Below are 25,181 nucleotides of genomic sequence, written 5' to 3'. Positions count from 1 at the left end.
CCGTTGCTCCACGCATTCCCCATCAAACGTTCAGACACTCAGCGACGCTGCTCAGCCACAAATGCCTGAACGGCTTCAAGCTCAGCAGGCAGCACGGTATAGCGCTCTTCACGCTCCAACAAGTCTTCCATGTGCGGCGGCAGGGGCACGCCAGGGAAACCGGCCTTGACCACTGCTTCGGCGAACTTGGCTGGGTGCGCAGTCGAGAGGGTTATCATCGGTACCGCCTTGTTGCCGCGCTGCTCTTGGGCAGAGCGATAACCCGTCGCGGTATGCGGGTCCAGAATTTCTTGGGTGTGGTAATGCGCTTCGCGGATGGCCTCCAGAATAGTGCTGTCATCCACGCTATGGCTAACGAACATCTTGCGTAACTTGGCCAACGGCGCATCGGCTAATGCAGCGGGCTCTTGTTGGAAGCGTTCCATCAGCGCACTGACTGCCTCACCGTCTCGCTCATAAGCCTCAAACAGCAAGCGCTCAAAGTTGGACGACACAACAATATCCATGGATGGTGCCAGTGTCGCCACCAACTCATGCTTAGAGAAATCATTACTGGCTAGGGTGCGGTGCAAAATATCGTTATCGTTGGTGGCAATGATGAAGCGCTCAACCGGCAGCCCCATACGGTAGGCCATAAAGCCAGCAAAAACGTTACCAAAATTGGCGGATGGCACACAGAAACTCACCTTACGATGCGGCGCACCCAGCGCAACAGCTGATGCCACGTAGTAAACAATCTGAGCCATGATGCGCGCCCAGTTGATCGAGTTCACCGCCACCAGCCGTGTTCCATTCAGGAAACGCTGGTCAGCAAAGCTGGCTTTGACCATCGCCTGGGCATCATCAAAATTGCCTTCAATGGCGATATTGAAGACATTGTCCGCCAATACCGTGGTCATTTGGCGACGCTGCACCTCAGACACACGATTGTGTGGATGCAAAATAAAAATATCGAGGTTATCGCAATGGCGGCAACCTTCAATGGCAGCCGAGCCGGTATCACCCGAGGTGGCACCCATAATAACCGCACGCTCACCGCGCTTACTGAGGAAATGATCGAGGATCCGCCCTAGCAACTGTAGGGCGATATCTTTGAAAGCCAGTGTCGGACCATGGAACAACTCAAGCAGAAAGTGGTTACTGTCCAGCTGATTTAATGGCACTACCGCTTCATGGCTGAAGGTGGCGTAAGCCTCTTTCACTAGGCCACGAAAGGTCTCATCATCGATTTCGCCACCCACATAAGGCTTCATCACCCGAAACGCAATTTCGGCATAAGACAGCCCAGCCATCTCGCTGAGATCGTCAGCAGACAGTTGAGGCACGCTTTCCGGCACATAAAGGCCACCGTCATTCGCCATGCCAGTAAGCACGACCTCTTCAAAACTCAGTACGGGCGCATTCCCGCGAGTGCTGATATAGCGCATGATTTATTCCTGCTCGTCCAGAGACTCGACTCGAATACGTGTAACATCGCCAGCAATATCGACCATGGCTTCGATGCGCCGGATCGCTTCATTCATGTTCTTTTCGCGCGTGCGATGTGTCATCAGAATGATCGGCACCAGCTCACCTTCGGTGGAGTCTTTCTGGATCAGCGCCTCAATAGAAATGCCTTCCTCAGCCAATGTCGTTGCTACTCTGGCCAGAACGCCTGGACGATCCACCGCCAGCAACCTCAGGTAATAGGCAGTGGTGATATCTTCCATATTCAGGATAACTGGCTGGTCGGTGCCTTCACCCACGCCACTGAATGCCAAGTAAGGCACGCGATAGTGATGGTCTGTATTGATGTTACGCGCCACGTCCAGCAGATCAGCAATAATCGCCGACGCAGTTGGCTCAGCACCAGCGCCAGCGCCGTAATACAGTGTTGGGCCAACCGCATCGCCCATCACAGCAATGGCGTTTTTCACACCATGTACATTCGCCAGTAAGCGTTCTTTAGGTATCAGCGTGGGGTGAACACGCAACTCAAGGCCATCCTCTGTACGCTTGGAAATACCCAAATGCTTGATGATGTAGCCTAGGTTATCGGCCTGCTCTACGTCCTCAGCAGTAATTTTGGCAATACCTTCGGTATAGGCTTTGTCAAACTGTAGCGGGACTCCGTAGGCAATCGACGCCAGAATGGTCAGCTTGTGAGCGGCATCAATGCCTTCAACATCAAACGTCGGATCAGCTTCGGCATACCCAAGCGCCTGTGCCTCGGCCAACACATCTTCGAAGGCACGCCCTTCATCACGCATGTGGGTCAAGATGAAGTTGCCCGTGCCATTAATGATGCCAGCCAGCCACTCGATACGGTTAGCTCCCAGCCCCTCACGCAATGCCTTAATAATCGGAATACCACCAGCAACGGCTGCCTCGAACGCGACAATCACGCCTTTATCATGAGCGGCCTGAAATATTTCGTTGCCATGTACGGCGATCAGCGCTTTGTTGGCCGTGACCACATGCTTACCATTCTCAATGGCAGCCATGACCAGCTCATAGGCCGTTTCATAACCGCCAATCAGCTCAACCACCACGTCAACGCTGGGGTTAGTCGCCACCGCAAAAATATCTTGGGTGGAGTGTATCCCGGTAATATCACACGCAGGGTTGGGTGTGCGATACGCCACCTGCTCGATGACAATAGGCCGTCCCGCACGGCGGGTAATCTCATCAGCATTGCGCGTCAGCACATTGAACGTGCCGCCACCGACGGTACCCAAGCCACAGATTCCTACTCTTACCGGTTTCAATGTTCTATCCCCTGTTGCATGGCAGTTGTGATACTGCAGTTAGTCAGCGTCAAGTTGGAGCATGCCAGCCAGCCGCTCTGCTGGTATATAGCCGGGCACCATCTGCCCATTAGGCAGAACAATCGCTGGCGTGCCACTAACGCCTAATTCTATGCCCAAATGATACTGCTCTTCGACCGGATTGTCGCAGCTTGCATCACCATCCAGCGTATCGCCTCGCTGAATGACAGACATCGCCTCACTGGTATTGTCAGCACACCAAATCTGCTGCATTTCACGCGCCCCTTGCGACTGCATTCCACCGCGAGGAAAAGCGAGGTAGTCAACCTGAATGCCCATTTCATTCAGCTGGGGCACTTCTTCATGCAGCTTGGTACAGTAAGGACAGGTGGTATCAGTAAAGATGGTCACCTTGGCCTTAGGTTCATCAATACCTCGGAAAATAACACGCTGGTCGTCTCCGACGTCAGCCAAGCGCTGAGCGCGCGCGTCATTACGCTTCTGTTCGGTCAGATTAATCATGCCCTCGTCTGTATTTTCAAACAGATCGCCCACTAATAAATACCGACCTTCATCCGTCGTATAAAAGGTTTCACCGCTTTCCAGCCGCACCTCAAACAACCCTTCAATTGGCGCTTTATGCACGTCTTCAACCGGCAGGCTTTGTCCTCCAATGGTTAGCGAGTCTGCCAGACTTTCTTCGGGGCTAATGTCGGAGCTGGCAGAAACGGTAAAGGGCAAAGCCAGTACAGCAGAAAGCAGACTGAGTGCTGCACTACGAACTATCAGGCTCATTATTCAACCTCTTGGGTGGTGGTCAGCATGCAAGGCCTCAAGCCGGGCCTGTGCAACGTGGGTATAAATCTGGGTAGTTGACAGGTCACTATGCCCCAGTAGCATCTGTACGACACGCAGGTTAGCACCATGGTTCAGCAGGTGTGTCGCAAAAGCATGCCTGAGCGTATGCGGTGACAAAGAACGCTGAATATTGGCTGCCAATGCGTGCGCTTTAATTCGATACCAGAATGTTTGGCGCGTCATACAGGCATCATGACGACCAGGAAAAAGCGCCGGCCGATTCCTGTCGCTCATCAGCGCGGCTCGACTATGCCGCATATAGTGTTCCAGCCAGTACACCGCCTCTTCGCCTAACGGCACCAGCCGCTCTTTGCCCCCTTTACCGTGGACCCGAACAACCCCTTGGCGAAGGTTAAGGGCGTCGGTAGTCAGCCCGACCAACTCAGAAACACGCAGGCCCGCACCGTACAGCACTTCCAGCATGGCGCGATCTCGCACTCCCAAATCGGTCGAAAGATCGGGGGCCGCCAGCAGTCTCTCCACCTCGTCTTCTTCTAGAGTGTCTGGCAAGGAAGAGCGAACACGCGGCAGCTTAACATCAGCAATGGGATCATGCTCCAGATACCCTTCAAGCAGCGCCCAACGATAGAACCCTCGCAAGCTAGAAAGCAGCCGCGCATTGCTACGCAGTTGATAGCCCGCTTCACGGCGCTTATCAAGCCAGTTCATCAGCGTCATCGCTCCGGGCGCAAGCAACGTCTCGGCGCATTCATCAAGGTACTGACACCATGCCATAAGATCACGTCGGTAAGCCGCCAGTGTATTGTCACTAGCGCCTTGCTCAAGCCACTGAGTGTCGAGAAATTCATCGAGCAGTGTCTGGGAATCATGCACCATGATTACCGGCTCCACACGGGTATCCCAATAGACAAAAACCCCGCCTCGCAATGGCGAAGACGGGGTTTGGCTGGCAAATGCGCCTCAAGCGCATTCACCCTTGCCCAGAGGCAGCTTGCCTCAGGACAGCTTTTCCTTGATACGTGCAGACTTACCACTACGCTCACGGAGGTAGTACAGCTTGGCCTGGCGAACATCACCGCGACGCTTAACGCTGATGGAGTCGACCTGCGGGCTATACGTCTGGAAAGTACGCTCAACACCAACACCGTGAGAGATCTTACGCACAGTGAAAGCAGAGTTCAGGCCACGATTACGCTTGCCAATAACCACGCCTTCAAACGCCTGCAGACGCTCGCGAGTGCCTTCCTTAACTTTAACCTGGACAACAACCGTGTCACCGGGAGAAAACGTCGGAATTTCTTTGCTCATCTGCTCGGCTTCGAGCGCCTGGATCACTTTGTTCTTACCACTCATAACATCACTCCTTAAAAATTTAGCTGAAATATCAACCTGCGCCCGAACATATGGCTCGATAACGTCAGCGATATTCCGTGATCCCTGCGCTCAAGCGCGCGGGAGCCAGTTTGTGACACAGAACCCGAGCCTAATGGCACCGCCTTCTGCACCTCCGCCCTTACTAGCTGACAGTCAAGGCGTCTTCTTCCTCTATAAACTCTGCGAGTAGCGCCTGCTGCTCTTTGGTTAACGCCCGCCCTGCTAATAAATCGGGACGACGTTGCCAAGTACGGCCCAGCGACTGCTTAAGTCGCCAACGGCGAATTTCGCCATGATGACCGCTGAGCAAGACATTCGGCACATGACGACCGTCGACCTCCTCAGGCCGCGTGTAATGCGGGCAGTCCAGCAGCCCATCATTAAAGGAGTCTTCAGTCGCTGAATCCTGATGGCCTAGCACCCCAGGAACCAACCGTGTTGCTGCGTCTATCAACACCATGGCTGGCAATTCACCACCGCTCAGCACATAGTCGCCAATGGAACACTCTTCGTCGATATCTGCGTCAACGACTCGCTCATCGATGCCTTCATAGCGCCCAGCCACAACAATCAATGGAGGCCCTGCAACCAGCTCTTGCACTCGCTGCTGATCCAGCCTGCGCCCTTGCGGTGAAAGATAAATCACCCAGGGCCGCTCTCCACTCACCTGTTGCGCCCGTTGCCGTGCATCATGAATTGCCGAACGCAATGTATCGACTTTCATCAACATTCCTGGACCACCGCCATAAGGGCGATCATCCACGGTCCGATGCCGGTCTGTTGCGTAATCTCTGGGGTTCCAAAACTCCAGCAACAACTGACCACGCTCTGCCGCCCTTCCCGTGACACCTTGATGCGTCAACGCATCAAACATTTCGGGAAACAGCGATACAACACCGACCCATAATGATGATGTCACTGGCTGTTTTGCCGACGCGTCTGGCGAGCTAACCGAAGTCAAAACTCGGGATCCCAGTCAACCGTCATAACACCAGATTCAAGGTCAACGTCACGAACAACGTCGCCATACAAATAAGGCAACAAACGTTCGCGAGGCGTGTCTTCCTGCTGCGCCTTCCCCTTTACCACCAGCACGTCATTGGCGCCCGTTTCAAAGAGGTTATCGACATGGCCCAGCGCGACACCGTCAAGCGTCACTACCTTCAGGCCGATGAGCTGATGCCAGTAAAAATCATCGGCATCCTCAAGCTCAGGCAGCTCAGACTTGGGCAGCAAAATTTCTGCACCCGCCAGCGCCTCAGCCTGCTCGCGCCCTTCCACGCCATCTAGCAGCGCCACCAACCCTTTGCCATGCACACGGCCCTGAACAAGCCGGCAGCTGCGCAACTTGCCGTTATGGCGTAGCATCCAGGCATCATAATCCAGCACGCCCTGCATGGGGCTGGTGTAAGAGTACACCTTGATCCAGCCTTTCACGCCGTAAGGGCTTGTCAGCTTACCCAACACGACGTAATCATCACTTGCCGGCTTCTGAGTACGACTCATTGGCAAACTCATCTTAGCAAAACCATTTCTGGTAAAACTGTTTAAGCCAACCTGCGCTTTCGACAGCACCACCAGACATCAGTGGCGTTGCAATCAGGCTTGCTTGCGTGCTTCTTTAACCAGTTCACTGACACGGTCAGAGAGCTGAGCACCCTGCGCCTGCCAATGTGTGATGCGATCGAGGTCGACGCGCAGGCGCTCTTCCTGACCACGAGCTACCGGATTAAAGAAACCCAGACGCTCAATGAAACGGCCATCACGTGACTTGCGTGAATCAGTCACAGTCAGATGGTAGAAGGGACGCTTTTTGGCGCCACCACGTGCCAGACGAATGGTAACCATGCGTTGACTATCCTTCGTTGGAGATTGAAATATTGCGCCACAAACAATGCGTGTGAACAGTGCTTGCGGCCGTTGATCATGATGGCGAAAAGACTCGCCATCGCAATACTGGGTCACAGCAAACGGGCATAATTGACCACGCTAGCCATGAGGAGGCAGCATTCTACGGAAATCTTCCCGAGTTGGGAAGCTTTTGACGGCGACTGACTCACTGTCGCCGTTAACCCTCATTATTCCGAGCGCTTGAAAAACATCTATTAACGCCCAGGAAAACCGCCGGGGCCGCCAGGGCCTCCCGGACCACGCCCGCCCATCATGCCAGACATACCGCGCATCATGTTTTGCATGCCCCCTTTCTTGCCCGCTTTCTTCATCATCTTTTGCATTTGCTTATGCTGCTTGAGCAAACGATTCAGATCAGGAATTTCGAGCCCTGCACCAGCAGCAATGCGGCGCTTGCGCGAACCATTAATAATCTCAGGGCGGCGGCGCTCATGTAGCGTCATTGAATTAATCAACGCCTCGAGCTTACCCATTTCTTTTTCTGGCCCGGGCCCTTGAGCCATTTCTGCCATTTGCCCCATTCCAGGAAGCTTGCTGAGCATGCCACCCATGCCGCCCATTTTCTTGAGCTGCTGAAGCTGATCACGGAAATCCTCAAGATCAAAACCGCCTTTCTTGACCTTTTTGGCAAGCTTTGCTGCCTGGTTTTTATCAACCGTTCGCTCAGCTTCTTCGATCAGCGACAACATGTCGCCCATGCCAAGAATCCGCGACGCCACACGGTCTGGGTGGAATGGCTCTAGCGCATCAACCTTCTCGCCGACACCCATGAATTTAATTGGCTTGCCGGTGATATATCGCACCGACAGTGCCGCACCACCACGCGCATCGCCGTCCGTCTTGGTCAGAACAACGCCTGTCAGCGGCAACGCTTCGTTAAACGCCTTGGCCGTATTAGCCGCGTCCTGACCGGTCATGGAGTCCACAACAAACAGCGTCTCAGACGGCGTAACAGCCTCATTCAGCGCCTGAATTTCTGCCATCATGGCGTCATCAATAGCAAGGCGACCGGCCGTATCGATCAACAGCACATCGTGAAACTGAATCTTGGCATGCTTAATCGCCGCTTGGGCAATATCTACCGGCTTCTGGTCACTGCTCGATGGAAAGAAGTCAACACTCACTTCCTTAGCCAGCGTTTCAAGCTGATCAATGGCCGCCGGACGATAAACATCAGCAGACACCACCAATACTTTTTTCTTCTCGCGTTCGCGCAAATAGCGCGCCAACTTAGCAACAGACGTTGTTTTACCCGCACCCTGCAAGCCAGCCACCAGGACTACCGCAGGCGAACCTTTGAGGGTAAGCCCCTCATTGGCTTCACCCATGATCGCCTCAAGCTCTTGTTGAACGATCTTGACGAACTGCTGGCCTGGCGAAAGACTTTTGGATACTTCTTGACCAACGGCACGCTCGCGCACCCGCTCGATAAAGTCTTTGACCACCGGCAAGGCAACATCAGCCTCCAGTAGCGCCCGGCGCACTTCACGCAGGGTTTCCTTGACGTTATCTTCGGTCAGGCGCGCCTGGCCACGGATCGACTTGAGCGTTTGCCCTAAGCGATCACTCAGATTCTGAAACATGGGCCTCTCCATAAAACCATGGCCGGAAAGCTTCCTTTCAACTGCCACCCCAACTGACTCACATGAGGGCTAAACACCTGAACTTGAAAAGCTATCCTAAGATTGTTCTGTAAATTCTGTAAATGGTGGCAGATTATACGCTGTGTCGCCCAGAGTCTCCATGCCAACACCTGTCGACGGGTCACCTGTGCGGGGCGGCAGTGTTTCGGTATAGTATTATCTTCTCGATTTCAGTAGCGCCATTAACTGGCACTAACGCACGGACAGGCAGGCAAACGATGCATGCGCTTCCCTTGGCCCTAATGGCCTTTCTCATGTACCTCACAGGCGCGACTTGGCAGGGCCTCAACTTGGCAGGGCGAGTCCCACCAAAACCTTCACTAGTGCGCAGCTGCGGTCTGCTGGGCCTGCTTTTTCAATTGCCATTAGCTACCAGCCTACTCTCTCAAGGCAATTCTTTTTTTCCCGACCTACCGACCAGCATTGTACTGGCCAGTGGCGTTGCCGTTGCTACCCTGCTGGCAGTTAGCCTATTCAAGCCGGTGCTTAGCATTTCCGCCTTTCTGTTCCCTATTGCCGGACTTTCTCTCTTGCTGGCTGCCGGAATACCAAATCATGAGCACAGCACTAATTCAGCAGTCGGAATGACACCCGACATTGCCCTGCACGCACTAAGCTCGGCGATGGCTTTTGCCGTACTTGGCATTGCCGCCATTCAAGCCGTGCTACTCGGCTTTCAGAATCACGCGCTACGCCACCACCGCTTAAGCGGCCTGGCCAAATCATTGCCACCACTAACCACCATGGAGCGCGTTCTTTTTGAGCTGATCTGGACCAGCCTCATTCTATTAACACTCTCAATTGCCAGTGGCTTCATGTTTTTTGACAATATGTTTGCCCAGCACCTGGCTCACAAAACCGCCTTATCGATCATCGCCTGGTGCATTCTTGCCTGCCTGCTGGCAGGACATCACTGGCTAGGCTGGCGAGGCATGCGTGCCGTACGCTGGACATTGATCGGCTATGTCGTGCTGCTGCTGGCCTACTTTGGCAGCAAGTTTGTCCTCGAAGTCCTACTTAGCCATGGCTAGCTTCACTCTTGACAGTTTGCTAAACAGTCCCTAAAACACCAATCTGATACGTACAAAGGATGCCCCGAATTGAGCGATAACTTTCCACTGGGATTGCTGCTCAGCCTACTGCTGCTGCTCATCTGTCTTTCTGCCTTTTTCTCAAGCTCTGAGACAGGAATGATGTCGCTCAACCGCTATCGACTCAGCCATCGTGCAAATAGCGGCGAGGGCCGGGCTCAGCGAGTCATGCACTTACTCAGCCGTCCCGACCGACTAATTGGCGTCATTCTGATCGGCAATAACTTCGTCAATAACCTAGCGGCCTCAATTGCCACTATTATTGCTATTCACTTTTTTGGCGAAGTCAGCGGACCGGTCATTTCCACGTCGCTACTGACCATCGTGGTGCTGATTTTTGCTGAAGTCACCCCCAAGACCTACGCCGCCATCAAGCCCGAGCGCATCGCTTATCCAGCGTCACTGGTTCTCGACCCACTACTCAAGGTGCTGTACCCCTTAGTTTGGATCGTTAATGTCATTTCCAACGGGCTGTTACGCCTGCTCGGTGTAAAAACACTAGAAAACCGCAGCGATGAATTAACCCGCGAAGAACTACGCACGGTTGTTCATGAGGCTGGCCCGCTAATACCCAGCCGCCACCAGGCCATGCTGGTGTCCATTCTTGACCTGGAAAATGTCACCGTAAACGACATCATGGTGCCGCGGCACGAAGTCGCTGGCATCGACCTAGATAACGATTTGGAGACGATTCTCGCGCAGATTCGCACCAGCCAGCACACCCGCTTGCCGGTATTTAAAGGCGATATCAATAACATTATCGGCATGCTGCACATGCGCAATGCCGCACGCTTCCTCATCAAGAAAGAAATCACCAAGGCCGCTATCGTTCAGGAAGCCCGCGAGCCCTACTTCATTCCCGAGTCAACGCCGCTACACACCCAACTGCTCAACTTCCAGAAACAGAAGCGCCGCATTGGTATCGTGGTGGACGAGTATGGTGATGTGGAAGGACTGGTCACACTTGAAGATATTCTTGAAGAAATCGTCGGCGAATTCACCACCGACGTGGCCGACCAGGACCGTGACGTGCATCCGCAGGGTGATGGCAGCCAACTCATTGAAGGCACAGCCAGTATTCGTGAAGTCAATAAAATGCTGGGATGGAGCCTGCCCACCGATGGCCCTAAAACCATGAACGGATTGATTCTCGAACGCCTCGAATCCTTCCCTGTGGGCCCAACCTGTTTACAGATTGGTGAGGTGCGCATAGAAATCATCGAAATTCGCGACAACCTGATTACTACCGCGCGCTGCTGGCTGGCTTAACCTACCAGGCAGTTCAGGACGAAGCGAGCCAGTCCTCAGCCTCTTGCTTGAGTGCTCTCACCCTCGCTTCGGCATGACCGCTGGTTGCAGCCTCTGGTGCCATTGGCTCTCCGTAATTCAGCGCCACCTTCGCTCGGAAGCGTCGGGGCCAGCGACTCAACGCCGGCCCATTTTTATGAGACGTCCAGGACCCCCACAAACCCGCCAACCCCGCAGGCACTACCGGCACAGAATTTCGTGCCAAAATAATATCCAGACCGCGGCGAAAGCGCTGAACGTCACCATCTGGCGTTAAGCGTCCTTCGGGAAATAACATCACAATTTCACCCTGCACTAGCGCCGTATTAACATCATCCAAAGCGCGCCGCAGGCTACCCGCATCTCGACGTTCTGAGTCAACAGGGATGGCACCAACCAAACGAAAGAGCCAATTCAGCCAGCGATTCTCATAGATTGGCTTATCCATCAAAAATCGCAGCGGACGCTTACTGGCTCCACCGATCACCAGGGCATCAACAAAGCTAACATGATTACAAATGACAATTGCTGCCCCACTATCAGGCAAATAATGGCGACCACGGTAACGCATCCGATAAAGCACATGAGTGATCAGATACACCACACAGCGCACCATGCGCCGCAAAAACATGCGCGCGCAAACGGGGCTTTCTCTCCTGCAATTCTTAGCGGCTTTGTGGCTAGACATTATGATCGATCAACGCGTAACCCGTTGAGCATCGTCGTTAACAGCTGCTCCAGTAACTGTTGCACTTCCAATGGCTCGCTTTGCCAATAGCCTAAGCGCTCGTTAAGACCCAGCTGCACGAGACCATGCACACTTCCCCATAACGTTCGAGCCAACCGCCGAGCTTCTGCCTCATCAAGGTTCGGCTGATACTCTTTCAAACTTTCTTCGACGCGCAAAAAAAGCCCTTCGATCATGTCGCTCTGACGATGGTCCAGCTCGCCTTCCTGGGCCAGTGGATAATCAAATAACAGCTGCCAGCGATAAATATCTGAGCGCGCAAATCGCCAATAAGCCATTGCCAGCTCTTTCAGCCGAGCCTCCGGGCTGGGCTCTTCCAACAGCGGCGCGACAGCATGGTGTAAGCGTCCCAGTGTTTCCAAGTTAACGTACTGCAACAGGTTGCCAAAACTGCCGTACAGCTTAAGCAAGGTACTCGGCGCGCAGCCGACCTCACGCGCAAGAAAGCGCAGCGACAACTTGTGCACTGGCTGGGTAGTTAACCAAGCGTCGCTTGCTGACATCACCTGAGCATGCAGTGTCTCAGGAGCATGCTGTCTAGGACGAGCCATTAAAATCCTCACATACAGGGGGAGAGTTCGCTTTCGAACACTGTTTTACTAGCATATCGTCTTTACTGCTCAGCGCAAGCTTTAAGGCTTGGCTCTTCCCTGAGCTAACGCTGACGGGTACGCTATTGCACCAATGAGGAGCGCACATGGCCGGCAGACTTTACATCCCCCCTTTCGACCTCAGCTCGCTACTACCCGATCTGTGGCAGCCCCAGGAATCGATCATCAGCCCCAACCTGGCACCTCGCCGCCCGATTTCAATTATTCGACAAGACGGCAAGCGCTACTCCCAGGCCAACGTTTTCTGGGGGTTAACCCCGCCCTGGCTGAAAGTTCTCGACCACGCCCCTCACTGTGCCAGGGCTGAAACGCTTAACCAACGCGCCATGTTTCGCGAGGCCTTTGCTGCCAGACGCTGCCTGATTGGCGTTGGGGGTATCTACGTTTGGCAATCACGAGGGGCGAGTAAACAACCCTATCTAGTGACCCGCGCAGACCGCGGCCCACTACTGCTAGCTGGCATCTGGTGTCGCTTTCATACCAGTCTGACCGAATACAATGACTCCATGGCACTAATCACCGTGCCCACCAGCCCGCTACTGTCAGCACTTACCGACCGCTTACCCGGCATCATTGCCCCCGGCGATGTGCCGGCCTGGCTGTCACCGGCAACACCTAAGCAGCGCGTCGAAGCACAGCTAAAACCAGCCCCTGAGGAACTCTTAGGCGCTTTTCCGGTATCTAAACAAGTCAATGACCCTCGCCATCAGTCAGCTGCCTGCGCCTACCCTATTGGCCCTATGCAGCGCCTGACCACATCGTAAAGGAGAGACAATGTCGTCGCCCCGCCGTTTTGTGATATTTCGTTTTGCCCCCATGGCAGTCGCTGCTCTCGGCTGCCTGCTGATTGGAATGACCGCAACTGCCGCGACCAGCGATGAGCCAGCACAGGTATCTGCTTCTGAGACGGAGTCCGTCAATATCAATGCCATGACGCACCCCAAAGTTAGCCCTAACGACACTCGCGACTACCGCGCCATGACACTGGAAAACGGCCTAACAATATTGCTGGTCAGCGACCCCGAGGCCGACAAGGCCGCCGTGTCTCTCAACGTTGAAGTGGGAAGCGCCCAGGATCCCGATGACTTAAACGGCCTGGCACACTACCTTGAGCACATGCTATTTCTTGGCACCGAACCCTACCCCGAGGCCGACGCCTATCAAGGGTATCTCTCCCAGCATGGCGGCAAGCACAACGCCTTTACTGCCAGCCGCAACACCAACTACTTCTTTTCTCTCGAGCCAGACGCACTCGATGGCGCTCTGAACCGTTTCAGCCGCTTCTTTGTCAGCCCCTTATTCAATGCTGACCGACTGGAAAGCGAACGCCAGGTAGTACACTCAGAATATATTGCGCGCATGCGCGACGAAGGCCGCCGCCATAATTCCGTACTCGGCGAACTACTGAATCCCGAGCACCCCGTAACCCACTTCTCCGTAGGCAACCAGCAAACCCTGGCCGACCGGCCAGAAGGCGAGCCCAGCCTGCGTGAACGGGTGATCGGCTTCTACGAGCAATACTATGGCCCCGAGGTCATGCAGCTGACCGTGGTCGCACCACAATCGCTTGAAGTCCTTGAAAATCTGGTAACCAACGATTTTTCTGACTTACCCGCTCGTGGCCTGAGCGCACCGGTTATTACTGCCGAACTGGTTGAGCAAGGCCGCCTACCCGTCGCTGCCAAGCTCAAATCATTGCGTGACGAACGCAGCCTCAGCTTCTATTTTCCGATACCGGATCCAAGCAACGACTACCAGCACAAGTCAGCCAGCTATATTGCCAGCCTGCTTGGCCATGAGGGCAAGGGCAGCCTGCTCAGCGTGCTGCGCGATGCTGGCTGGGCCAATGGTCTCTCGTCAGGCATAGGCTACAGCGACGGCAATAGTGCCCTGCTAGCGATTGATATTAGCCTCACCCCAGAAGGGGCAGAACACGTTGAGCGCATCCAGGCCTCGCTATTTGCCACCATTGCGCTGATCCTCAATCAGGGCATCAACGACTGGCGTTATAACGAACAGGCCAGCCTGAACGAACAAGCCTTTCGCTTCCAACAACAAGGTAGCGCCCTACAGTCCGCCATGCGCCTGTCCATGGGGCTTGCGGAATACCCACTTGAAGACGTTATTTACGCACCGTACCGCATGGATGGCCTGGCGCAACAGCAGGTTGCCGACTGGCTCTCACTGGCCAACCCAGACAATATGGTGCGCCTGTACAGCGGCCCAGACGTGGAAGGCGAACAGACCACTGACTGGTTTGACACGCCATGGGCTCTCGTTGACCCATCACAGGGTGATGCCCAACCACTGGCGGGCCTTGAGCTGCCTGAGCCCAACCCCTACATCGCCAACGACCTAACCGTACTCGAAGGCACACAAGCCACGCCAGTGAAGCGTATTGATACACCCTACGCTAGCGCCTGGCACCTGCAGGACGACAGCTTCGGCACTCCCAAGACAGAGTGGCGCTTAAGCCTGCAACACCCTGACAGCAACAGTGATGCGCGTCAGGCCGTTTTGTCGCAACTACTGGCCGGCTGGCTAAACGACAGCCTGAACGATGAGCTCTACCCCGCACGGCTGGCTGGCCAAAGTGCTAATGCCTACGCCCATGGCCGCGGCATCACGCTGAGCTTCTCCGGCTGGCGTGACGGTCAGGCCACGCTGATGCAACGCGTCATCGAACAACTGCAGACGGCCGACATTGATCCCCAGAGCATGGAACGCGTACTCGACAACCTGCAACGCAGCTGGCGCAACGCGCCACGCAACACCCTTTATTCCCAGGCAAACGTTGCATTGGGCGAAGCATTAATTGCATCACAGTGGTCAAGCTCAGCCTTATTGAACGCTAGCGAGGCTATCCACCTGCAAGATTTGAAGACCTTCCGCGACAGCTTCCTCGACCAGCTGTACCTGGAAGCCATGGTTGTCGGCAACATCGATGCCAAGGACGCAACAAACACCGCAGAACGGTTAATAGAAAACCTGTCACCCAGCGTTAGCGCAGACGCTATCCCTAAGCTGGTTGCACTGCAGGCAAACGACAGCCTGGCACGCCTGACACCAGATTCCGAACGCGATGAGTCCTTGGTATTACGCTACCTACAGGGGCCAGACCGCTCTCTTGCCAGCCAGGCAGAGCTGATGCTAATTGGCCAAATACTAGAAACCCCCTTCTACCAGCAACTGCGTACAGAGCAGCAGTTAGGCTACATAGTCAGTGCCAGTTATCAGCCACTGCTTTCCGCGCCAGGTATTAGCCTACTGGTACAGTCACCCGACACACCCAGCGCAACGATCGATGAGCGGATGGATGCAGTCATCGCCAACTTCAACGAACAACTAGCAAGCCTTGATGAGCAAACCCTCGCGCCCTGGAAAACCGCTGTGCGTAAAAACCTGTTGCAGCGCGACACCTCTCTGCCGGGCAAAGCTAACCGTCTGTGGTACGCGCTGGCCATGGAGGATACTGATTTCAATCGTCGCGACCAGCTGGCTGAACAGATCGACCAAATCAACGCCGATGACATCCGTAACGCCTGGAAAACATTGCTGGAAAATCCCAGCGTCACAATCGCCCACGACCCCGGTGACAGCGCCACAGATATCATGGCGCTCAAAACACAGCTGATACCGCTGCCGGAAAAATGATCTAGCGATACAGAAAAAGAACACCCTGCGAAAACAAAAAACCGCCACCCAGAAAACTCTGTAAGTGGCGGTTTTTCTAACATTTTTTGGCGCGCCCAGAAGGATTCGAACCTTCGACCCCTGCCTTCGGAGGGCAGTACTCTATCCAGCTGAGCTATGGGCGCACACGGCTTGCGACAAGTGCCGAATCAAGCGAGCGCTATCCTACATTGCAGTCGCCTGAGTGTCCATAAGCGGATTTTACCTATCTCCGCGAGGCTCACTATTTTCCAGCCGCCTGTGATGGCGGTATACTTACGGCATCTCGAACTTTGCATCGTAAAACAATGCGTCATGATATCAACCGTGACCTAGTCTATAAGACCGTCAACAGAGGTGGTGATAGTGAAATCCAGCAAGCTGATCATCGGGTGTGCAGCCGCCCTCGGACTGAGCGCCGGCGCTGCAGTTGCTCAGGAGAATACCGACGATGCGGCTATCGCAAAACGTTTGGCACCTGTCGGCGAACTCTGCCTGCAGGGTGAAGACTGCGGCAGCGCGTCGGCACCAGCCGTTGCCAGCAACGCCTCCGGTGGTGGCGCTGATGGCGAAGCTATCTACAACAGCGTATGCATGGCGTGTCACGAGACAGGCGCTGCTGGCGCACCCATTCGCGGTGATGAAGCCGCTTGGGCTGACCGCGTGAGCAAAGGCTTCGACACACTGCTCGCACACTCCACCAACGGTTTCAATGCCATGCCTGCACGCGGCGGCAACCCAAACCTTAGCGATGAAGAAATGCTAGCGGTTACTAAGTACATGGTCGAGCCGGTGATGGAAGTCCCAGCCGATGAGGCTCCTGCTGCTGAAGAGGCACCTGCCGTTGAAGAGGCACCTGCCGCCGAAGAGGCACCTGCTGCTGAAGAGGCACCTGCTGCTGAAGAGGCACCTGCCACTGAAGAGGCACCTGCCGCTGAAGAGGCACCTGCCGCCGAAGAGGCACCTGCTGCTGAAGAGGCTCCTGCTGCTGAAGAGGCACCTGCTGCTGAAGACACAACAGCTAACGCCAACGCTGGCTAGGCTGAGAAAGCAGCCGCCTTTGAAGAGATTCAGGTGTTGACGGGAAAGCGGTTGACAATGGCTTGCCTGACGACGAAGTCATACGCTAAACCGTAAGGGGGTGCCTCATGGCACCCCCTTATTGCATTCTGTCAGTGTATATGACTTTTACCTCAGCAAGGCTTAGCCAATCGCCCACCCCGTTTAGCCTAACAACGAACGCAGCCCATCGATGGCGTTCTTACCTCGCGCCTGTTTACGCTCTGGGTCTTCTCGGTCAGCTCGCCCCTCCCACTCCAGCAGCTCTGCTGGCAGCTCATCAAGGAAACGGCTAGGCGTACAATCCATCAGCTCGCCGTAAGTCTTACGCTGTCGCGCCAGTGTCAACGTTAGGGTTTGCCGTGCACGGGTGATACCGACATAGGCTAAGCGGCGCTCTTCCTCCACCGTGCCCGACTCAATGGCATTGCGGTGTGGCAACAACTCTTCTTCCAGCCCCATCAGATAGACGTGCGGGAACTCCAATCCTTTGGAAGCGTGCATGGTTAGCAGCTGCACTCGGTCTGAGTCATCTTCCTCAGCTTGCTGCTCAAGGATGTCCCGCAGTACCAGCCGCGAGATGGCCGCATCCACGCTATCGGTTTCCGTATCTTCGCTAACGATGTCCTCGCCTGGCTCACGCTGCATGGATTTTTCGAGCTGGTCGAGCAGTATCCACACGTTCGCCATGCGTCGCTCGGCGATGGTCGGAGCACTGGCGTTCTGATACAACCAGGCCTCGTAGTCCATGTCGTGCATCATCTGACGAATTGCTGCCATGGCATCGTTCTGATCCATGCGGCTTCGCACGCCGTCAATAAAGTGGGTAAAGCGCCCCAGCCGCTCCACCGCTCTGGCTGGAAGCTGCTCAGCCAAACCCAGCTCATGGCAGGCAGCAAATAACGAACTGCCTCGCTCGGTCGCATAATTGGCCAGCTTCTCTAACGTGCCTGGCCCAATTTCACGGCGCGGCACGTTAACAATACGCAGAAAGGCGTTGTCGTCAGCGGGGTTAATCAACAATCGCAGATAAGCCATCGCGTCTTTGATCTCATTACGCGAGAAAAACGACGTACCCCCCGACAACTTGTAAGGAATTTGGTAATGCTGAAGCTTTAGCTCCAGTAGTCGCGCCTGGAAATTACCGCGATACAACACCGCAAAGTCGCGCCAAGCAGCACGTTCTTTGATCCGCCGAGTCAGGATCTCACTGGCGACCCGCTCGGTTTCGGCTTCTTCATGGCGGTTAACCACCACACGAATCGGATCGCCCTCGCCCTTATCGGACCACAACGTCTTATCGTAGACATGAGGGTTATTACTGATCAGCGCATTGGCAGCACGCAAAATGGTACCGGTAGAGCGATAGTTCTGCTCCAACTTGATCACCTTGAGGCGCGGAAAATCCTCGCCAAGTGTCACCAGGTTCTCAGGACGAGCACCACGCCAAGCATAAATCGACTGGTCATCATCGCCCACGACAGTGAAGGTCTGGCGCTCAGCCATCAGCATGCGCACCAACATGTATTGGCTGATGTTGGTGTCCTGGTATTCATCGACCAGCATGTAATGGATCTTTCGCCGCCAACGGGCCAATGCCTCGGGGTCGTCACGTAGTAGAACCACCGGCAGCAAGATCAAGTCGTCGAAGTCCACCGCGTTGTAAGCTTTAAGATGGCGGACATACGCTTCATAAACGCGAGCAGCAAACAGCTCATCTTCATCAGCGGCGTGAGACAGCGCCTGCCCCGGCAGCACCAGGTCGTTTTTCCAGTTAGAAATAATCGACTGCACCCGATTGATTTGGTCAGCATCAATCTGAGCATCTTTGTTCATTAAGTCGCGCAGCAGCGCTTTGGCGTCTTCTGGGTCAAACAGCGAAAAGCCCGGCTTATAGCCCAGCGCCTTAAGCTCACCACGAATAATATTGAGACCCAGCGTATGAAAGGTGGACACTGTCAGGCCGTGGCCTTCACGCCCTTGCAGCATTGTGCTGACCCGCTCTTTCATCTCGCGAGCTGCCTTATTGGTAAAGGTTACAGCGGCAATACGCCGAGCGCTCATGCCACACTCTTGCACCAAGTAGGCGATTTTAGTGGTAATCACGCTAGTCTTACCCGACCCCGCGCCAGCCAACACCAAACAAGGGCCGTCTATCGCTTTAACTGCCTCTCGCTGACTCGGGTTAAGAGTGGCCAACCGGCGGCTAATGCTGACTGTCACGGTCGACTCTCCTCGATTGGCGTCGCAGCGCCAGCAAAATCAAACTGACGCCAGGCTTCATACACCATCACAGCACAGGCATTGGAAAGATTTAGGCTGCGGCTACCTTCCAGCATGGGCAATCGTAAGCGCTGCTCCTCTGGCAATGCCTTGATCATCGCCAATGGCAAGCCTCGCGTTTCGGGACCAAACACCAACGCATCACCCTCACGGTACACCGGCTCGTGGTACCCCGTGCGGCCTCGCGTGGTTATTGCAAAGACTCGAGACGGCACAACAGCCTCAAGAAATGCCGCCCAATCAGCATGTACACGCACGCTAGCCCATTCATGGTAGTCCAGCCCAGCTCGGCGCAAGCGCTTGTCATCAAGCACAAACCCCAACGGCTCAATCAAGTGCAGTCGAAAGCCGGTATTCGCACACAGTCGAATGAGATTACCGGTGTTAGGCGGAATTTCAGGCTGGTAAAGGACGATATCAAGCATATTAGTGCTTACCTAACGACACGCGACGTTGGCACCTATCAGCGAAAGCCAAGCGTTCACTCACCCCTGCACACCATAACGCTCACGGTAAGCGCGAATGGCGTCAGCATGACCTTGCAGCTCGGCACCGGCTTGGGTGTCGAGATACTCAAGCACCATATCCAAGCTGACAATACTGATCACTGGCATGTCATAGGCAGCCTCAACCTGCTGAATGGCGCTGCGCGGATCGCTTTCGTCACCGCCTCGCTCCTGGCGATCCAGTGCGACGACAACGCCTGCGGCACTGGCATCAGCAGACTCAATCAACTGCATAACTTCACGAATCGCCGTACCAGCAGTAATGACGTCATCAATAATCAGGATGCGGCCACAAAGCTCAGCACCAACAATATTGCCGCCTTCACCATGCGCCTTCGCTTCTTTGCGGTTAAATGCATAAGGCATATCGCGGTCATGGTGGTCGGCCAGCGCAACGGCGGTGGCTGCCGCCAGCGGAATACCTTTGTAGGCTGGCCCGAATAGCACATCGGCCTCTGGGCCACGTTCAATAATGGCCTGAGCATAAAAGCGGCCCAGCTGAGCCAGCGCGCTGCCGCTACGAAACAAACCCGCGTTGAAGAAATAAGGACTCACACGCCCCGACTTAAGGGTAAACTCACCGAAACGCAATACACCCTGCGCAATAGCAAACTCAATAAACGCCTGCTGATAGGGTTGCAGAGACGCTGATTGCTGTTGTGTCGCCACGAAGCCTCCTGTCATTATTTCTTCCTGTTTCTTTATATTGACCAACGCCATTTACCCAAACGTCGTAACGTCGGGTATCATACACCCGCGACGCAACAGGGACTATGTATGAAAATTGCCACTATTAATGTCAACGGCATCCGCGAAGCGGTTGGCCGCGGCTTCCTCGACTGGCTGGCCAACCAGGACGCTGATGTTGTATGCGTTCAGAACCTCAAAGCCAAAAGCTTCGAGCTTGACGACAGCATTCTGTACCCCGAAGGCTACGAAGGGTATTTTCTCGATGCCGAACAGGATGGTTTTTCGGGCGTAGGCATTTATTGCCGCAAGATTCCCAAGGCCATCATGTACGGGCTGGGTTTCCCCCAGTGCGACAACGAAGCACGCTTTCTGCAGGCAGATTACGACCGTTTCAGCATCATCAGTTTCCTGATGCCGGACAACAGTGACCCTGAAGCCAAACAAGCCTTCATGACGCAGTACCAGGAATACCTCAGCAAAATGGCGCGCAAACGTCGCGAATACATCATTTGCGGGACCTGGCACATTGCGCACAAAACCATCGACCTGGCGAACTGGTCTGATAATCAGTACACCGGTGGTTTTAAGTCAGAAGAGCGTGCCTGGATGGACCAGGTTCTTGGTCCCATCGGCTTCATCGATACCTTTCGCGAGATCAATCGCGATGCGAATGAATACACGTGGTGGCCGCTACTGGACCAAGACAGATCGCGGGAGCGCCAAGAAGGCTGGCGTATCGACTACCAGCTGGTTGGGCCAGAGTTTCGCCGCCATGTTACGGATGCCTGGATCGACTACGACGCGACATTCTCTGAGTACGCACCGCTAATTGTCGAATACGACCTGCCGCTCTAACACAGCTCAGCTCGGCCCTACGCGCCCTGTCGCTGAAACGCCGACCCCTGCTAAGGGGCCGGCGTTTGCGTTGACCGCTATCAGCTGCGAATACCCAGCGCCTCACGCTGATGCTCAAACAGCTCTGCGCCAGCTTTCTCAGCCAGATCAAGCATGGTATTAAGCTCGGCGCGGCTATACGTGCCTGACTCGGCCGTGCCTTGCACCTCGATCAACCCACCATTACCCGCCATCACCACATTCAGGTCAGTGCCCGCCTTACTGTCTTCGGGGTAATCCAGGTCGGTGACAGCCATGCCGCGATACAGCCCAACGGAGACAGAGCTGATCAACTGCACGAACGGGTCGCCTGAAATTAATTTTTCACGCTGCAAGTAACGCAGCGCATCCATCAGCGCCACACAGCCTCCTGTAATTGATGCCGTGCGCGTACCGCCATCAGCCTGAATCACATCACAGTCAATGGTGATCGTGTGCTCACCCAGCTTTTTGAGATTCACCGCCGCGCGTAACGAACGGCCAATCAAACGCTGAATCTCCAGCGTGCGCCCACCCTGCTTGCCCCGCGACGCCTCACGACCACTGCGGGTATGTGTCGCACGCGGCAACATGCCATATTCTGCCGTCACCCAGCCCTGTTTTTTACCGCGCAACCAGCGCGGCACCCCCGTCTCAACACTGGCGGTACACAGCACCTTGGTATCACCAAACTCCACCAGCACCGAACCTTCGGCATGGCGAGTATAATCGCGGGTTATACGAATCTTGCGTAGCTGGTCTGGGGCGCGTCCGCTGGGACGCCGAATGTCCGAAGACATGGCACCTCTCTTGAGAGTCAGGTCTGTGAATGGGGCCGCTCAGCACAATTAGGCTGAATCGTGTGGCGGCTATTCTACACGGTCTGGACACAGAATCGTTTAGACTAACCTGATTATGCAAAGCGCCAACTTAGCGCTCACCTCTCAGTTCGGAGACACCCCATGATTCACAGCATGACCGCCTTCTCGCGCCAACAACACACCGCCGACTGGGGCACCCTGCAGCTGGAGCTTCGCTCGGTCAACCAACGCTACCTAGAGCTCAGTTTTCGCCTGCCAGACAGCCTGCGCGACCTAGAACCCCACTTCCGCGACGCCCTGCGCCACAAGCTTTCCCGCGGCAAAGTAGAATGCACCCTGCGGTTCACCCCAACCGACCACACCGAAACGCTCAGCATAAACCCTACCCAGCTAAACGCCTTGGCGAATGCCCTGCAGGAAATCCGCCAACGCCTGCCTGACGCCAACATGCCCAATGCCCTTGCCCTGCTTAACCACCCCGGCGTACTTGATGCCAGCGGCCCAGACCTAGACAACGTAAAAGCCTGCGCCAAAGCACTGCTTAACACCGCACTAGACGACCTCATCGCCGGACGCGCCCGAGAAGGCGAGCGCCTAGCCGAGCTAATTCAGCAGCGCTTAACCGGCGTTCGTGAGCAAGTCGGCAACGTGCGTCGCCAACTGCCCAGCCTGCTCGAACGTCAGCGCAGCTTGCTGCTCGAGCGCTTAGAAACCGCCAAAGCCGAGCTCGACCCCCAGCGGCTAGAGGCTGAACTGGTACTGCAAGCTCAAAAGTCCGACGTCGCCGAAGAGCTCGACCGACTTGATACACACGTCACCGAAGTAGCACGCCAACTTACCCAGAAAGGCCCCGCCGGCCGCCGCCTCGACTTTTTGATGCAAGAACTCAACCGCGAAGCCAATACCCTGTCGTCAAAATCCATCGTCGCGGAACAAACCCGCAGTGCCGTAGAGCTCAAAGTACTGATTGAGCAAATGAGAGAGCAGATTCAGAATATTGAGTAGGCTCTTAGTAGAAAGGTCGCCCCCATTGATTAAGGTGGCTTTACCATTTTCTCTCAAGGGCCTTCTGGCGAAGCTCGGATTTCACGCGCTCTTCGGCGTACATCTTCTCGAGCCGACGATTTTCGTCTTCCAGCTCCTTAAGGCGCTTCATCATGGACGTGTCCATACCGCCATACTTCGAACGCCATTTGTCAAACGTGGCATTGCTCATGCCGTGCTCGTGACAAAGTTAAGTAACCGGCACGCCAGACTCGGCCTGCTTCAGGATCGCCATGATCTGGCTGTCGGTAAAACGTGATTTGCGCATATGGAGTCTCCTGTCTGCTCAGATTATAAAACTCCACTTATCACCGCGGTTATTTTTCGGGGGGACTACCGAATTAAACAGATTGCTTTTATATCCAACCATTAGCTTATCAAGCTATAGTTTTTATTTTACCATACACTCTGCGGTGCCAGCAGTATCACAAAAGAAATTAAAAAACCTCACCCACTTATAAAAAATTTAAATAAAATCAATTCTTACAGAGCCAAAATTACCTTGCAATATCAATCTGAAAATCCATTTCTCCCTGGAAAATTTGGTGCTAAATTCCGAGAATTTGGCATCTTCAACCACAAACGCAACAGCTTTCTCTTAAGCTGGTCATCATTATAGTCTTCGAAAGCTGTCCGAGAATGAAGAACCATATAGTTATTAGCAAATTGGATATCACCAGGCTCCAGCATCATATCTAATTTAATATCACCTCGGTGAATAATCTCATCAACAAGATCCAGCGCATCCTTCTGCTCTTCTAAAAGAGGCTCACCCTTAAGCTCATGACCAAGCTCGATATACTGCCTAAGATACCGACAACTAAGTTTCCCATCATGATAACTAAAAATTGGGCATGGAGTGTACTCGCTATCTCCAATATGAGAAAAGTAAAAAGGAGAGTATAGAACTTCGAGAAGCTCTGGGGCCTCCTCTAGAACAGAGTTATAAATAGCTGCCGCACTAACCAGGCTACTTAAACCTCCCGTCTTTGCCTTGTTAATCGAAAGAAGCCCTACCACATCAGCAATATCTGTATGATATGGCAAATAAGAATTTGTTTCATAAACCCTTGTTCTTTTATCATTAACATCACCAACATTTTTCACAACACCTAACATGTCTCCTTTAGGATTCTGAGATACTGGAACTCCCATATGCAACCCTATACCATAATATATGGCTGCCAGGTCATTTTCGTCATATTTATTAGCATCAAGCCCTCGAATAAGGAGAAAACCTTTTCCATTCTCTAGCTCTTCATTAACACCTGCTATCCATGACTCAATACCATAAAGAGGAAAGTCTTCCTTTTTAAAAGCAGCCCCCCCTCCCACTGCTTTCAGATAACACAAAGCATCATCAATTGCTCCTATCTCTCTGTCAGTCAGTTGCCAGATCCATGAACAGCCATCAGAAAGCTCTGGACCTTTCCAAGCAGCCTCTCCCTTCAATATTTTTTTAAAAACCTTACCCACAACTCCCTCCAAACATTATTATATTAAAAATATCATGACCTCCCCCAACCCTTATATGGAGTAGGCTCCATTACAACCAGCCCCCCAACCTACAAAATGTTCACCCTCTATGGTTAAACCTTAGCGGTACCCGCCAGTTGACTTTCCTGGGTCGCATTTTCCTTGGCACGAGGGCGCTTATGTCGTGCCTGAAGCTCAACGTCCTCAGTCGGCGACAACTCAATGTTGAATACCACTTCGGTGACCGGCCCCTCGACACCGTGCTGCGTCGCTTCAGCGTGCGACTCGACTCGCCTGCCTTCGACCACTAGCTCTTCACGCGTCGCAAATGCAAAGTCATCGAAAGTGTAAGGGTCACCCGCCAAGTTGATCTGAGTGGTCAGATGCTGGTGGCCTGGCGCAGAGATAAAGTAATGGATATGTGCCGGGCGCTCACCATGACGACCCAGCATCTTGAGAATCTGGTCGGTTGGAGCGCCCTCCGGCACACCATAGCCAGAAGGAATAACACTATGCGCTCGATAGC

The 25,181-nt window shown here is 54.2% G+C and carries 24 protein-coding genes, 1 tRNA gene and 1 pseudogene; 7 read left to right on the top strand and 19 right to left on the bottom strand.

Features of this window, described 5'->3' with window-relative positions; translation table 11 throughout:
* Nucleotides 1–38: 38 nt before the first annotated feature.
* The 9 genes from thrC to ffh all read right to left on the bottom strand — a co-directional run bounded on the left by thrC (nucleotide 39) and on the right by ffh (nucleotide 8,434).
* A complete protein-coding gene (gene thrC / locus H616_RS0111975) occupies nucleotides 39–1,427 on the bottom strand; it encodes a threonine synthase (protein ID WP_027967580.1) in 1,389 nt (462 codons plus the stop codon).
* Nucleotides 1,428–1,430: 3 nt separating this feature from the next.
* Nucleotides 1,431–2,747 carry a homoserine dehydrogenase gene (locus H616_RS0111970; RefSeq protein WP_027967579.1) on the bottom strand — a complete coding sequence of 439 codons (1,317 nt, stop codon included), beginning with the start codon at nucleotides 2,745–2,747 and terminating at the stop codon, nucleotides 1,431–1,433.
* A 39-nt stretch (nucleotides 2,748–2,786) separates the two neighbouring features.
* Nucleotides 2,787–3,542: a DsbC family protein gene (locus H616_RS0111965; protein ID WP_027967578.1), complete on the bottom strand. Its 756-nt coding sequence runs from the start codon at nucleotides 3,540–3,542 to the stop codon at nucleotides 2,787–2,789.
* Between the two features lie 3 nt (nucleotides 3,543–3,545).
* Complete coding sequence (xerD, locus tag H616_RS0111960) at nucleotides 3,546–4,442, bottom strand: site-specific tyrosine recombinase XerD (RefSeq protein WP_027967577.1); 897 nt, start codon at nucleotides 4,440–4,442, stop codon at nucleotides 3,546–3,548.
* A gap of 120 nt (nucleotides 4,443–4,562) precedes the next feature.
* The gene (rplS, locus tag H616_RS0111955; RefSeq protein ID WP_027967576.1) at nucleotides 4,563–4,919 is read right to left on the bottom strand and encodes a 50S ribosomal protein L19; all 357 of its coding nucleotides are present in this window, start codon (nucleotides 4,917–4,919) and stop codon (nucleotides 4,563–4,565) included.
* A gap of 163 nt (nucleotides 4,920–5,082) precedes the next feature.
* Nucleotides 5,083–5,859 carry a tRNA (guanosine(37)-N1)-methyltransferase TrmD gene (gene trmD / locus H616_RS0111950; RefSeq protein WP_276195501.1) on the bottom strand — a complete coding sequence of 259 codons (777 nt, stop codon included), beginning with the start codon at nucleotides 5,857–5,859 and terminating at the stop codon, nucleotides 5,083–5,085.
* 38 nt (nucleotides 5,860–5,897) lie between these two features.
* Nucleotides 5,898–6,446 (bottom strand): ribosome maturation factor RimM, encoded by a 549-nt coding sequence (gene rimM, locus H616_RS0111945; RefSeq protein ID WP_027967574.1) that lies wholly within the window; start codon nucleotides 6,444–6,446, stop codon nucleotides 5,898–5,900.
* Between the two features lie 93 nt (nucleotides 6,447–6,539).
* Nucleotides 6,540–6,788, bottom strand: coding sequence for a 30S ribosomal protein S16 (rpsP, locus tag H616_RS0111940; RefSeq protein ID WP_027967573.1), 249 nt, complete (start codon nucleotides 6,786–6,788; stop codon nucleotides 6,540–6,542).
* A 257-nt stretch (nucleotides 6,789–7,045) separates the two neighbouring features.
* A complete protein-coding gene (ffh, locus tag H616_RS0111935; RefSeq protein WP_027967572.1) occupies nucleotides 7,046–8,434 on the bottom strand; it encodes a signal recognition particle protein in 1,389 nt (462 codons plus the stop codon).
* A gap of 278 nt (nucleotides 8,435–8,712) precedes the next feature.
* Between ffh and H616_RS0111930 the strand changes: the two genes are divergently transcribed.
* A complete protein-coding gene (locus tag H616_RS0111930) occupies nucleotides 8,713–9,525 on the top strand; it encodes a cytochrome C assembly family protein (protein WP_027967571.1) in 813 nt (270 codons plus the stop codon).
* A 69-nt stretch (nucleotides 9,526–9,594) separates the two neighbouring features.
* A complete protein-coding gene (locus H616_RS0111925) occupies nucleotides 9,595–10,854 on the top strand; it encodes an HlyC/CorC family transporter (protein WP_027967570.1) in 1,260 nt (419 codons plus the stop codon).
* A gap of 13 nt (nucleotides 10,855–10,867) precedes the next feature.
* Here the strand turns inward: H616_RS0111925 and H616_RS0111920 are convergent, their stop codons facing one another.
* Both H616_RS0111920 and H616_RS0111915 read right to left on the bottom strand, forming a co-directional pair.
* Nucleotides 10,868–11,503 carry a 1-acyl-sn-glycerol-3-phosphate acyltransferase gene (locus H616_RS0111920; protein ID WP_027967569.1) on the bottom strand — a complete coding sequence of 212 codons (636 nt, stop codon included), beginning with the start codon at nucleotides 11,501–11,503 and terminating at the stop codon, nucleotides 10,868–10,870.
* Nucleotides 11,504–11,559: 56 nt separating this feature from the next.
* Complete coding sequence (locus H616_RS0111915; protein ID WP_027967568.1) at nucleotides 11,560–12,171, bottom strand: TetR/AcrR family transcriptional regulator; 612 nt, start codon at nucleotides 12,169–12,171, stop codon at nucleotides 11,560–11,562.
* A 146-nt stretch (nucleotides 12,172–12,317) separates the two neighbouring features.
* Here H616_RS0111915 and H616_RS0111910 point away from each other — a divergent pair, with 146 nt between their 5' ends.
* Together H616_RS0111910 and H616_RS14915 are read left to right on the top strand one after the other, a co-directional pair.
* Complete coding sequence (locus tag H616_RS0111910) at nucleotides 12,318–12,995, top strand: SOS response-associated peptidase (protein WP_027967567.1); 678 nt, start codon at nucleotides 12,318–12,320, stop codon at nucleotides 12,993–12,995.
* 10 nt (nucleotides 12,996–13,005) lie between these two features.
* Nucleotides 13,006–15,885, top strand: coding sequence for an insulinase family protein (locus H616_RS14915; protein WP_240470592.1), 2,880 nt, complete (start codon nucleotides 13,006–13,008; stop codon nucleotides 15,883–15,885).
* 87 nt (nucleotides 15,886–15,972) lie between these two features.
* Here H616_RS14915 and H616_RS0111900 read toward each other — a convergent pair.
* A tRNA-Arg gene (locus H616_RS0111900) sits at nucleotides 15,973–16,049 on the bottom strand.
* Nucleotides 16,050–16,269: 220 nt separating this feature from the next.
* Here H616_RS0111900 and H616_RS15460 point away from each other — a divergent pair.
* Complete coding sequence (locus H616_RS15460) at nucleotides 16,270–16,944, top strand: c-type cytochrome (protein WP_084155885.1); 675 nt, start codon at nucleotides 16,270–16,272, stop codon at nucleotides 16,942–16,944.
* A gap of 183 nt (nucleotides 16,945–17,127) precedes the next feature.
* Here the strand turns inward: H616_RS15460 and rep are convergent, their stop codons facing one another.
* From rep to pyrE, 3 genes are read right to left on the bottom strand one after another with little or no spacing between them, the layout of a single operon-like run.
* Nucleotides 17,128–19,185, bottom strand: a complete 2,058-nt coding sequence (gene rep, locus H616_RS0111890; RefSeq protein WP_027967566.1) for a DNA helicase Rep — start codon at nucleotides 19,183–19,185, stop codon at nucleotides 17,128–17,130.
* Nucleotides 19,182–19,670 (bottom strand): tRNA (uridine(34)/cytosine(34)/5-carboxymethylaminomethyluridine(34)-2'-O)-methyltransferase TrmL, encoded by a 489-nt coding sequence (gene trmL, locus H616_RS0111885; protein WP_027967565.1) that lies wholly within the window; start codon nucleotides 19,668–19,670, stop codon nucleotides 19,182–19,184. The genes rep and trmL overlap by 4 nt, the downstream gene beginning before the upstream one ends.
* A gap of 60 nt (nucleotides 19,671–19,730) precedes the next feature.
* Complete coding sequence (pyrE, locus tag H616_RS0111880; RefSeq protein WP_035573179.1) at nucleotides 19,731–20,435, bottom strand: orotate phosphoribosyltransferase; 705 nt, start codon at nucleotides 20,433–20,435, stop codon at nucleotides 19,731–19,733.
* Nucleotides 20,436–20,528: 93 nt separating this feature from the next.
* Between pyrE and H616_RS0111875 the strand changes: the two genes are divergently transcribed.
* The gene (locus H616_RS0111875) at nucleotides 20,529–21,296 is read left to right on the top strand and encodes an exodeoxyribonuclease III (RefSeq protein WP_027967563.1); all 768 of its coding nucleotides are present in this window, start codon (nucleotides 20,529–20,531) and stop codon (nucleotides 21,294–21,296) included.
* 80 nt (nucleotides 21,297–21,376) lie between these two features.
* Here H616_RS0111875 and rph read toward each other — a convergent pair whose 3' ends face one another.
* Entirely contained in the window at nucleotides 21,377–22,114 is a 738-nt protein-coding gene (gene rph, locus H616_RS0111870; protein ID WP_027967562.1) for a ribonuclease PH, read from the bottom strand.
* A gap of 162 nt (nucleotides 22,115–22,276) precedes the next feature.
* Between rph and H616_RS0111865 the strand changes: the two genes are divergently transcribed.
* Nucleotides 22,277–23,140, top strand: coding sequence for a YicC/YloC family endoribonuclease (locus tag H616_RS0111865; RefSeq protein ID WP_027967561.1), 864 nt, complete (start codon nucleotides 22,277–22,279; stop codon nucleotides 23,138–23,140).
* 46 nt (nucleotides 23,141–23,186) lie between these two features.
* On the opposite strand, the pseudogene H616_RS14905 reads toward H616_RS0111865, so the two are convergent.
* The 3 genes and pseudogenes from H616_RS14905 to H616_RS0111850 form a co-directional block, all read right to left on the bottom strand.
* Nucleotides 23,187–23,447: pseudogene (locus H616_RS14905) on the bottom strand (transposase); the annotation flags it as partial.
* A gap of 242 nt (nucleotides 23,448–23,689) precedes the next feature.
* Nucleotides 23,690–24,655 (bottom strand): TauD/TfdA family dioxygenase, encoded by a 966-nt coding sequence (locus H616_RS0111855; protein ID WP_027967560.1) that lies wholly within the window; start codon nucleotides 24,653–24,655, stop codon nucleotides 23,690–23,692.
* 113 nt (nucleotides 24,656–24,768) lie between these two features.
* A partial coding sequence (locus H616_RS0111850) for a dioxygenase family protein (protein WP_027967559.1) occupies nucleotides 24,769–25,181 on the bottom strand: 413 nt, incomplete at its 5' end.

Origin of the sequence: Halomonas halocynthiae DSM 14573, assembly GCF_000425725.1 — a bacterium.
GTDB lineage: Bacteria > Pseudomonadota > Gammaproteobacteria > Pseudomonadales > Halomonadaceae > Halomonas > Halomonas halocynthiae.
Note: the sequence above shows the minus strand (reverse complement) of the source record. Positions and strands in the feature narration are given on the sequence as shown.

What these genes read in the sequence shown, in the direction of transcription:
- thrC (WP_027967580.1), bottom strand. Translation starts at nt 1,427, where the DNA reads ATGCGCTATATCAGCACTCGCGGGAATGCGCCCGTACTGAGTTTTGAA.
- H616_RS0111965 (WP_027967578.1), bottom strand. Translation starts at nt 3,542, where the DNA reads ATGAGCCTGATAGTTCGTAGTGCAGCACTCAGTCTGCTTTCTGCTGTA.
- xerD (WP_027967577.1), bottom strand. Translation starts at nt 4,442, where the DNA reads ATGGTGCATGATTCCCAGACACTGCTCGATGAATTTCTCGACACTCAG.
- rplS (WP_027967576.1), bottom strand. Translation starts at nt 4,919, where the DNA reads ATGAGTGGTAAGAACAAAGTGATCCAGGCGCTCGAAGCCGAGCAGATG.
- rimM (WP_027967574.1), bottom strand. Translation starts at nt 6,446, where the DNA reads ATGAGTCGTACTCAGAAGCCGGCAAGTGATGATTACGTCGTGTTGGGT.
- rpsP (WP_027967573.1), bottom strand. Translation starts at nt 6,788, where the DNA reads ATGGTTACCATTCGTCTGGCACGTGGTGGCGCCAAAAAGCGTCCCTTC.
- ffh (WP_027967572.1), bottom strand. Translation starts at nt 8,434, where the DNA reads ATGTTTCAGAATCTGAGTGATCGCTTAGGGCAAACGCTCAAGTCGATC.
- H616_RS0111930 (WP_027967571.1), top strand. Translation starts at nt 8,713, where the DNA reads ATGCATGCGCTTCCCTTGGCCCTAATGGCCTTTCTCATGTACCTCACA.
- H616_RS0111920 (WP_027967569.1), bottom strand. Translation starts at nt 11,503, where the DNA reads ATGTTTTTGCGGCGCATGGTGCGCTGTGTGGTGTATCTGATCACTCAT.
- H616_RS0111915 (WP_027967568.1), bottom strand. Translation starts at nt 12,171, where the DNA reads ATGGCTCGTCCTAGACAGCATGCTCCTGAGACACTGCATGCTCAGGTG.
- H616_RS0111910 (WP_027967567.1), top strand. Translation starts at nt 12,318, where the DNA reads ATGGCCGGCAGACTTTACATCCCCCCTTTCGACCTCAGCTCGCTACTA.
- H616_RS14915 (WP_240470592.1), top strand. Translation starts at nt 13,006, where the DNA reads ATGTCGTCGCCCCGCCGTTTTGTGATATTTCGTTTTGCCCCCATGGCA.
- trmL (WP_027967565.1), bottom strand. Translation starts at nt 19,670, where the DNA reads ATGCTTGATATCGTCCTTTACCAGCCTGAAATTCCGCCTAACACCGGT.
- pyrE (WP_035573179.1), bottom strand. Translation starts at nt 20,435, where the DNA reads ATGACAGGAGGCTTCGTGGCGACACAACAGCAATCAGCGTCTCTGCAA.
- H616_RS0111875 (WP_027967563.1), top strand. Translation starts at nt 20,529, where the DNA reads ATGAAAATTGCCACTATTAATGTCAACGGCATCCGCGAAGCGGTTGGC.
- rph (WP_027967562.1), bottom strand. Translation starts at nt 22,114, where the DNA reads ATGTCTTCGGACATTCGGCGTCCCAGCGGACGCGCCCCAGACCAGCTA.
- H616_RS0111865 (WP_027967561.1), top strand. Translation starts at nt 22,277, where the DNA reads ATGATTCACAGCATGACCGCCTTCTCGCGCCAACAACACACCGCCGAC.